Raw genomic sequence first — 1,569 nt, forward strand, 5'->3', positions numbered from 1 at the left:
TTCCTACGATTAGTCAAGTGCTTATATAAAAAATTAAGCATACTTAAATAAACCGTTCAATTTTATTTTTTTAAATAAGGTGTTAAACTATATTTGTAATTATGATTATTTTAATGTGGGGACATTTGATAGTCATATTGTTTATTGTTGGTAACTAAGTAGTGAATTGTTTTCAATAAACGATTCATACAAGCTACCAAGGCAGTCTTATGAGATTTCTCATTAGGCTGCTTTTTTAATTTATAGTAATAATCAATAATGTGGTTATCATAATGTCGCTGCCCCCGAATGATATTCATTACAACCCAAAATAATAGTCTCCGAGCTTTTTTATTTCCTCGTTTGTTAATTGTATCTCTATATTGTGTATGTCCTGATTGATATCGTTTGATATCAATACCTACATAAGCATTTAATTGTTTATTCGATTTAAATTGAGTAATATCTCCTATTTCTCCAATAATCATAGCTGCTGTTAACGCTCCAATTCCAGGAATAGAATAAATGGATTCAAAACAATCAAGTTGTTTAGCTAGTAGAATCATCTCTTCATCTAATTGTTTCATTTGCAGGATAGATTGCTTAAGTTGTTGGATTAATATTTTCACTTTTTTTATTAGAAATGAATGTTCTTCTACAATTGGATAACTTTCATTTGCGAGTGCTATTAATTTTTTTGCATAGTTTTCTGCTTTCATTACAGATAAACCTTTATCTGTGGAATTAAAAATACTCGCAATAAGAGCTTCTAAACAATGTTTTTTCACAATTTCAGGATGTGGAAATTGTGCAGCTATATTAAGCGCAATGATGGAATAACGATTCTTAAATAGCTTTTCTAGTCCAGGAAAAGTTTGGTGTAATGCTTCAACAATTTCTACTTTTAATCGCGTTTGTTCGCTTTCCATTTCTAGATGAAACCGAGCACGTTCTCTTAATTCAAAATAAATATCGGCAGATATATTTGAAGATCGATGATTCTCAATATTTGTATCTAACATTGCAAGTTTATGTGCATCCGATTTATCTGTTTTCCATGATCGTAATGAACTTGTTTTAAACTTAGCTTCTAATGGGTTAATTTCAACGAAATTAACCTTGTTTGTCTGACAAAATCTAACCATACTTCTTGAATAAATACCGGTCGACTCAAATATCAGGAACCTATTCGATAATGTATTCAAATATTTAAGTAAATAATTAAACCCATTTTGGTTATTTTGTATTATAAATTCATTTACAAAACCACCGTCACAATAATGTGCAATGACACTTTCCTTTTTACTAATATCAACACCTAAATGATTGATTTAAATGACCTCCTAAAATAATAAATTGAGAAGTTTTGAAAACTTTACTTAACCTTTCTCATTTCACTTTCCTATACACGGTTTCAAGAACCCAACATACTACAATCGAATTTCAAAAGGCGAGAGTAAAGCTGATCAGTTTTTAATACGGATTTTAAATCCAAGGGTCTGGACGATCTACTCCTCTCTATAACTATAAAAAATAGCTATGAAAAAATCTATCGTCATAGATTTCTTCATAGCTAATCTTAGTATGTTT

At 29.6% G+C, this 1,569-nt stretch carries 1 protein-coding gene; it reads right to left on the bottom strand.

The window, feature by feature from the left end; all coding sequences use genetic code 11:
• Positions 1 to 110 precede the first annotated feature (110 nt).
• Positions 111 to 1,310 (bottom strand): IS110 family transposase, encoded by a 1,200-nt coding sequence (locus ACSULM_RS12455; RefSeq protein ID WP_436863113.1) that lies wholly within the window; start codon positions 1,308 to 1,310, stop codon positions 111 to 113.
• Positions 1,311 to 1,569 lie beyond the last annotated feature (259 nt).

The organism is Staphylococcus caeli (assembly GCF_051413795.1).
In the GTDB taxonomy this organism is placed as follows: Bacteria; Bacillota; Bacilli; order Staphylococcales; family Staphylococcaceae; genus Staphylococcus; species Staphylococcus caeli_A.